Below are 6,545 nucleotides of genomic sequence, written 5' to 3' on the forward strand. Positions count from 1 at the left end.
ATTATTTCTCCTTCTTTTCTTGGCGTTTCTTCAGCTGGCAGCTCATCTTGAAGTCCCAGATTTCCTGCTGATTCTGCTTTGAATGGTTGGCATTATGTAAAAAGACTTCGGCAAAAATCGGATCATGACTTAAGTTATCCCAGTATTCCGAGATGTTCTTGGCAGCGTCTACTCCCCTGCCGAGCATGTTCACTTTATATTTGGCTTCAGTCTGGAAACGTGTCAGCCAGATCTTCTTCTTCGGTACGACCTTGGTCATGGTTTCCAGAACATCTGTCCAGGGAACGATGTTATCTGTGCTGATCAGGCCTTCAATCAGGTTGACCTTGTTTTCAACAGCCGCGATCTTGCCGTTGATCACATCCAGTTCTTCCTGCTTCTTCTTGATCTGCTCTTCCTTCTTCTTGTTCAGTTCTTTCTTTTCCCTTCTCAGACCATCGAGTTCTTCTTCCCACTGGGGTCCGAGCACACCCCACATGAAATATCCAGCTCCCAGGATGATCAGAATGCCCGCGATAGTCCCATATGGGACCTTGGGCATCTTCATGCCTGGTTTCTTGGGGATTAGATTTATCTTGATGATTCTCACTGCCATCACCTCCTACATCATTTCCCTGAGCGCAAGTCCGATTGCCGCTGAGAGTTCCAGGGCATGTTCCCTGAGTCCAGATTCGTCAGATACGCCGATATCAACGCTCATCAGCGGATCGGATACCACCACTTCGATACCCAGTTCGTTCGCCAGGAAAACGTCGATGTTGCGCAGATAAGCGGATCCACCTGAAAGAAAGATCTTGTGAATCACTTTCTGCCTCTGCTGGGCCTTATAATAGTCAAAGGACCGCCTGATTTCAGAGGATAAGTCCTCGACGACGGTCCGGATCACTTCTGAGACTTCATTCTCTTCTTCGCCTTCGGTGATGATCTTGCCTTCTTCTTTCTTGATGTTTTCAGCCTGGGCGAATTCAAGCTTGAGAACACTCTGGATGACTGAGGTGATGCTGTTTCCCGCAATGGAGATGTTGCGGTGAAATTCCAGGATGCCGTTTCTGCAGACGTTGATGTCCGTAGAGCCTGCTCCGACATCGATCACAGCCACGACCTCATTGTCGCTGATCTGTTCGTGCATGGCGTTCAGAGCCGCGAAATTGTTGACATCAAGGACATTAGCATTTAGTCCGGCCTGCTTCATGGTCCTCAGATAGTTGTTGACAATTTCCTTCTGTGCGCAGACCAGCAGGATGAAAAAGTTGATCATCCCTTCTTCCTCGATCTCCGATAATTTAGAGAAACCAATGCAGACATCTTCGAGAGCGTAAGGCACATATTGCTCTGCTTCGAACTTGATGGCTTCCTCGAGTTCCTCATCTTTCATCTGGGGAACCTTGATGAAACGGGAAATGACGTTCTGGGAAGAAAGACCCACATTCGTGAGAGCTCCTTTATGGCCCAGACTTTTGGTCAGTTCTTTCAGAGTTTCGGTCAGGGCGTTGTTGTCGGCGATGTTGCCGTCCACCAACACTCCTTCCGGCAGAGGTGAAATGCCGTAACCGATGATCTTAGGCCGGTTACCGACCTTTTCCATAGCCACGGCCTTGAGTGAACTCACGCCGATGTCGATGCCGATTACAGCTTTAGAACTGCCAAATAATCCCATAACTTACTCCTCAGATATTTCTCTTTTTCTTATCGCTCTTTAATAAAGTCTTCGACTCTTTCACGGTTTTTGTTTAGTTCGACTACCGCTTTACCAATTGCTGCCCGAGCGTCCCCCTGCTGAATTTCACCATCCTTGTACCAGGATAATATTTAGAGAGAATTGTGCAGTAATCCGTCCCAAGCCTGGCCATGCCGTTTGCACCCCACTGGCAGAGCCCGACACCATGACCCGAACCATACCCGAGAAAAATGATCTCGTCGGATTTTTCGCCCTTCTGGCTCTTTTCGTACTTATCGATGATGTGATTTACTTTTTCTTCCAGGGAAACACCATGTACCATTTCGTAATTCGGCTCATTTTCATATATTTTGAAGCAGTTCGAGTAGATTTTGTCGCTGCCGATCATGGTCCTTAGAGTGTTGGCATTGATCAGATTCTGATTCACGCTCAGGAGTTTTACTCTCCCGCCATCGTCGGTTTCCAGGACTTCGATTTTCAGAAAGTTATCCTGGATGGACCCCTTCCGTCTGAGAGCTTCGGCAAGGCGCTCCCGGGAAATCCTGTATTCCCACTTGCTGTGCGGGGCATCCTTGCAGTACTCGCACTCAACTTCGGTCAGATAAGGATATCCTTTCCCGCCCCAGACGGTGCTGGCGGATGAAGTGTGTCCTCCGCATGATGAATGGTAGACAGCTTCGGCCAGTAAGCCGTTGTACGACAGTACCATACCTTTTGTCTCAAAGACCGCCTTGTCAGCCTCGGCTTTTTCGTTGCTCATGCCGCCGTATGCCTGGCAGTGTTCACTTGAGCAGAGATCAAAACCATCGGACTGATGTCTGCCTAGATTTCCAAGCACATAGGTCCTGGCCACTACAGCCTGGGCTTTCATCGCTTCAAGCTCGAAAGAAGCAGGTGATTCGCTGGGGACCACTCCCCGCAGATAATCTTCGAGTTCGATCAGATTGATGACTGAAAAACTTCCATCGTGTTTACTGATCATGAATTCGCCGCGGTATCTGCGGCTGCCGATCGAAAGATAGCCGCCGCCGCAAGCCTTGATCCTTAATCCGCTTGTTTCAGTGTACCTTCTGTGGCTCGCGATAAAATTCCCCTGCTCCAGGGTCACTCTCAGACTGTTCTGGCGGATCGTATATACTTCCGGATTATCGGTCACAAAGACCTTGAATCCGCCGGGCGAAGAAAGCGTGATGTCCTTGATGCCGGTCTGCAGCCCGATTCTGAGCTCGACCGCTTGAAGCGGGGCAGTCAGGCAGATCAGGATCAGTATGAATTCCGCTGCTCCGACTGATGAGAAAATATTTTTATGACTAAATTCCAAATTTACCGGCCCGGGCCTTGCTTCATAATAAATTAATCGGAATCCCGCTCCAAATATTGAGATTCCCGCACTTTTGAACTCAGTTGACCGCGAATGAAGGAAAGCTGAGAAAGTGAATCAGGGAAAGACTACAGTGAAGATTCTGAAAATAATTGTATAATAAAGGCATATGCTGTTCTCCATCATCACCCCATACCGCGACAGATTCGACAAATTACACGGATATCTAGATTCCTTGCAATCACTCGTCTTCCCGCGCAAGGATTTTGAACTGATCCTGATCGACGACGGTTCAGTCCGGGATTACTCCTATAATTTTCCAGCGGACTTCAATATTATCCGCTTGAAGCAGGAGCATTCCGGGCAGGCTGTTGCGCGGAACAGGGGGCTTTCAGCCGCTTCAGGCAGATTCCTGCTCTTCCTGGATTCCGACACAATTGCTACTCCTCTGCTCCTTTCCGAACATCTCAATTTTCTCAACCGGTATCCGGACAGCGCCATTTTAGGCAATGTGGAATTTCCGGAAGGCATCTCCCCTGACAGATTGACGAAACTTTCTGACCTTCCATACTTTTTCAGCCGCCTGAGGCACTGCCAGAAGCTCAGTTTCATCCAGTTCATGACCTGCAATCTTTCACTGCCAAGCTATCTGGTCATCTCTGTGGCAGGTTTTTCCGAACAGTTCATCCAATATGGATATGAAGATATCGAGCTTGGTTACAGAATTGAAAAAAAATTCGGTACTTCCCTGATTTTCAACAGCAAAGCCCTGGTTTTGCATTACCATCCCCGCAATCTTTCCGAATTGCGTATGCAGCAGGAAACCCTGGGAAAATCCCAGGTCGTGATTCAGACTCTGCACCCTGAAATCGGTCATTTCCTGCGTCTGGAAATTCCGGATTGCCTGAAAGCCTTTCAAAATGGAAACCTGCAGAAGCTCAGGATTCTCCGGGACAGGCTGGAAAGCCGCATCCTCAGGCCATCGGTCAGCGACACTGTCATCAATCAATACAAGAAGCTCTGCCGGATGTCCGGAATTGTCAATGAATATTTCTCCAACCTGGAAGGGATCGCGATCAGCCATCCTCTCTGCCGGAGCACCACTGCTTATCCCAAGCATCTGATAAACTCGGAAAGTGCGGGGATTCACCTTGAACTGCCTGATTCAGTCACCGAAATCCCTGAATTGAGCCTCTACCAGATCAATCTCAGTCTTCGGAGGATTCCATCCTTGATCTGCCCGGTTGTGCCTGATTCACTATTGAATCGCTACAGAATGCTGTGCAATTACTGGAAATTCCTTCCGCCTGGTGCAGAAACGGCAACTGCCTGCTACATCTCTGCTCAAAAAAGCAAGCCTGAATCCAGACCGGTTTTTTTCTACCGGGAAGATGGGGAAAAGCAGTATCTCAACCTGCGGGGGATTCTGAGAGAAGTAAAGAGTCTGCAGCGATTTAAAGTTCCCCTGATCGGGAAACTGATTTTTTTCCTCAGTTTTCTGAAACTGCCTCTTCACTGGTATCGGAACCTGCGGAAAGAGATGCCTGTGATTGACTCGATCCTCTTCCCACTGCTGGACAAATGGCTGTTTTATATCAGGATCAGATGAAAACCCTATCCATGGGTGGGGTGCAGTAAATTGCGCCCCTGCAAATTCACGGAATAGACCTGCCGTTGAATTCCTGCATAGCCTTCTCAAATCCATTCCTCAGATAGCAATCCAGGGCTTCGGAAACAAATGCCTTGACTGCGGGCAACTTCGCTTCCTCAGTTGATTCATATCTGCCAAGCACAAAATCAGGGTCTCGTTTTGCGCCGACATTACCGATGCCAAGTCTGAGGCGGAGAAATTCACGACCGCCGAGCGATTGAAGGATTGACTTGATGCCGTTATGTCCTCCGGAAGAGCCTGTCTTCCTAAACCGCAGCCTGCCGAAAGGCAGATCCAGATCGTCGGAAATCACCAACAGCTCAAAGGCGATTTTCAGACTGTCAAGGTGTTCACAGATCTCCAGAGCCGGCCTGCCGGAGAGATTCATGTAAACATCCGGGAAAAAAAGGTAAAAAGTATCTGAATCCAGAAAGATTCTGCATCCATGGCAGAACCTGAGCCTCAATTCATCTTTTTGATTAAATTTCAGGGAAAATTCTTCGAGCGACTCGCGGCCAAGATTGTGTCGGGTACAACGGTACTGATCACCGGGGTTACCGAGCCCCAGCACGATCCTGGCAATCGCGCCATTCGAAGCTTGGGGCACGGTGCGGCAAGGTTCAGAAACCCTCCGCCCCAGGAAATCCAGCAACCTGTTCCATAAATTCATAAACTTATCCCTGGAATGAAAACGGTTCGTCCAATTCGCTCTTCATCAAACTCATAAAAAAGGCGGATTACTCCGCCTTTACTATCAGATCCCGGATCTCAGTTAAGGTATCGTCTTCAGAATGTTATCAATCTGTTCGATTTTCTGCGCTGAACTGGTGAGAGTCTTGAGTTTTTCGTAACATTCCTTGGCTTTCGGATAATCCTTTGTTTTCAGGCAGAGGTTGGCCAGATTTTCAAGCACTTCGAGATTGTTCGGATCAAGCTCCAGGGCTTTCTGGAATGTTGCAACTGCCTTTTCCTTGTCTGAACCGGAGTAAAGCTTGCCAAGGGAAATATATGCTTCGAGATGCTTGGGGTCGAGTTCGATCGCCTTGTTCAGATAAACGATCGCATCCTTGTCTTTCCCTTCCATCATGGCCAGATTGCCGAGATTGTAATAGTTCCCTGAATTCTGGCTGGACCCGCCCTTCAGGGCCTGTTCATAAAAGGTCTTGGATTCAGCGGTGAGCTGATTTTTTGCAAACAGGGTTGCAAGCTTTTCTTCAATGCCCTTCACTTTCTTATAGGAAGCTGCGGAAATATCTTTTTCCAGTTCTGCAAGTTCCGGATTTTTCGCATCAATGGTCTGGGCTGTCTTGTAAAATTCACGCGCCAGGTCGTTCATGCCCAGTCTGTTGAAAGTCCTGGAGATGAAGAAATTGATGTAGAAATTGTCCTGGGACAGCTTGCGGGCCTTGTAATAATCCACCAGCGCGTTCTTATAATCATCCTTGACAAAATAGACATTGCCGATGTTGATCAGGATATCCACATTTTCAGGATTCTTCGCAAGGGCCTGGTCAAACTGCTTGAGCGCCTGATCGTAATCGCCTTTCTTGGCGAGCGAAAGCCCCATGCTGTAAAAATTGTCTGAATCGTCAAAATAAAGTTCCCCTGGCTCGCTCTGCTTGCCGACCCCGAACATCCGCTCCAGGTAAGAGACGAACTTTCCCTTCAGTTTCTTGCCTTCGATCTGGGCCTTGACGGATTCGAGCTCAGTGTAATTGCCTTTTTCTTTGAGCACCAGCAGATAATAATAATAGTATTTACTCTCCAAGGGATCGAGCTGGATCGATTTTCTCAAGTAATCCGCGGCCTTGTCATAATCCTTCTCTTTGTAAGCGCAGATTCCCAGATAAAAGTTGATTTCCATATTATTAAAATCCTACTTATAAATCCCATTC

The 6,545-nt window shown here is 48.0% G+C and carries 6 protein-coding genes; 1 reads left to right on the forward strand and 5 read right to left on the reverse strand.

The window, feature by feature from the left end; genetic code table 11:
- Window position 1: 1 nt before the first annotated feature.
- From PHW04_15425 to PHW04_15435, 3 genes are all read right to left on the reverse strand, one after another.
- A complete protein-coding gene (locus PHW04_15425) occupies window positions 2-595 on the reverse strand; it encodes a PilN domain-containing protein (GenBank protein MDD2717279.1) in 594 nt (197 codons plus the stop codon).
- Between the two features lie 6 nt (window positions 596-601).
- Window positions 602-1,657 (reverse strand): type IV pilus assembly protein PilM, encoded by a 1,056-nt coding sequence (pilM, locus tag PHW04_15430; protein MDD2717280.1) that lies wholly within the window; start codon window positions 1,655-1,657, stop codon window positions 602-604.
- An 82-nt stretch (window positions 1,658-1,739) separates the two neighbouring features.
- Window positions 1,740-2,999, reverse strand: a complete 1,260-nt coding sequence (locus tag PHW04_15435; protein MDD2717281.1) for a SpoIID/LytB domain-containing protein — start codon at window positions 2,997-2,999, stop codon at window positions 1,740-1,742.
- Window positions 3,000-3,168: 169 nt separating this feature from the next.
- On the opposite strand from PHW04_15435, the gene PHW04_15440 reads away from it, so the two are divergent.
- Window positions 3,169-4,608, forward strand: coding sequence for a glycosyltransferase family 2 protein (locus PHW04_15440; protein MDD2717282.1), 1,440 nt, complete (start codon window positions 3,169-3,171; stop codon window positions 4,606-4,608).
- Between the two features lie 46 nt (window positions 4,609-4,654).
- Here PHW04_15440 and pth read toward each other — a convergent pair whose 3' ends face one another.
- Together pth and PHW04_15450 are read right to left on the reverse strand one after the other, a co-directional pair.
- Window positions 4,655-5,320 (reverse strand): aminoacyl-tRNA hydrolase, encoded by a 666-nt coding sequence (gene pth / locus PHW04_15445; GenBank protein ID MDD2717283.1) that lies wholly within the window; start codon window positions 5,318-5,320, stop codon window positions 4,655-4,657.
- Window positions 5,321-5,422: 102 nt separating this feature from the next.
- Entirely contained in the window at window positions 5,423-6,514 is a 1,092-nt protein-coding gene (locus PHW04_15450; GenBank protein MDD2717284.1) for a tetratricopeptide repeat protein, read from the reverse strand.
- Between the last annotated feature and the right edge of the window lie 31 nt (window positions 6,515-6,545).

The sequence above is a fragment of the Candidatus Wallbacteria bacterium genome (assembly GCA_028687545.1).
GTDB lineage: Bacteria > Muiribacteriota > JAQTZZ01 > JAQTZZ01 > JAQTZZ01 > JAQTZZ01.

Excerpts from the sequence above, each read along its gene's own strand:
- PHW04_15440 (MDD2717282.1), top strand. The coding sequence starts at position 3,169 with ATGCTGTTCTCCATCATCACCCCATACCGCGACAGATTCGACAAATTA.
- PHW04_15425 (MDD2717279.1), bottom strand. The coding sequence starts at position 595 with ATGGCAGTGAGAATCATCAAGATAAATCTAATCCCCAAGAAACCAGGC.
- pilM (MDD2717280.1), bottom strand. The coding sequence starts at position 1,657 with ATGGGATTATTTGGCAGTTCTAAAGCTGTAATCGGCATCGACATCGGC.
- pth (MDD2717283.1), bottom strand. The coding sequence starts at position 5,320 with ATGAATTTATGGAACAGGTTGCTGGATTTCCTGGGGCGGAGGGTTTCT.
- PHW04_15450 (MDD2717284.1), bottom strand. The coding sequence starts at position 6,514 with ATGGAAATCAACTTTTATCTGGGAATCTGCGCTTACAAAGAGAAGGAT.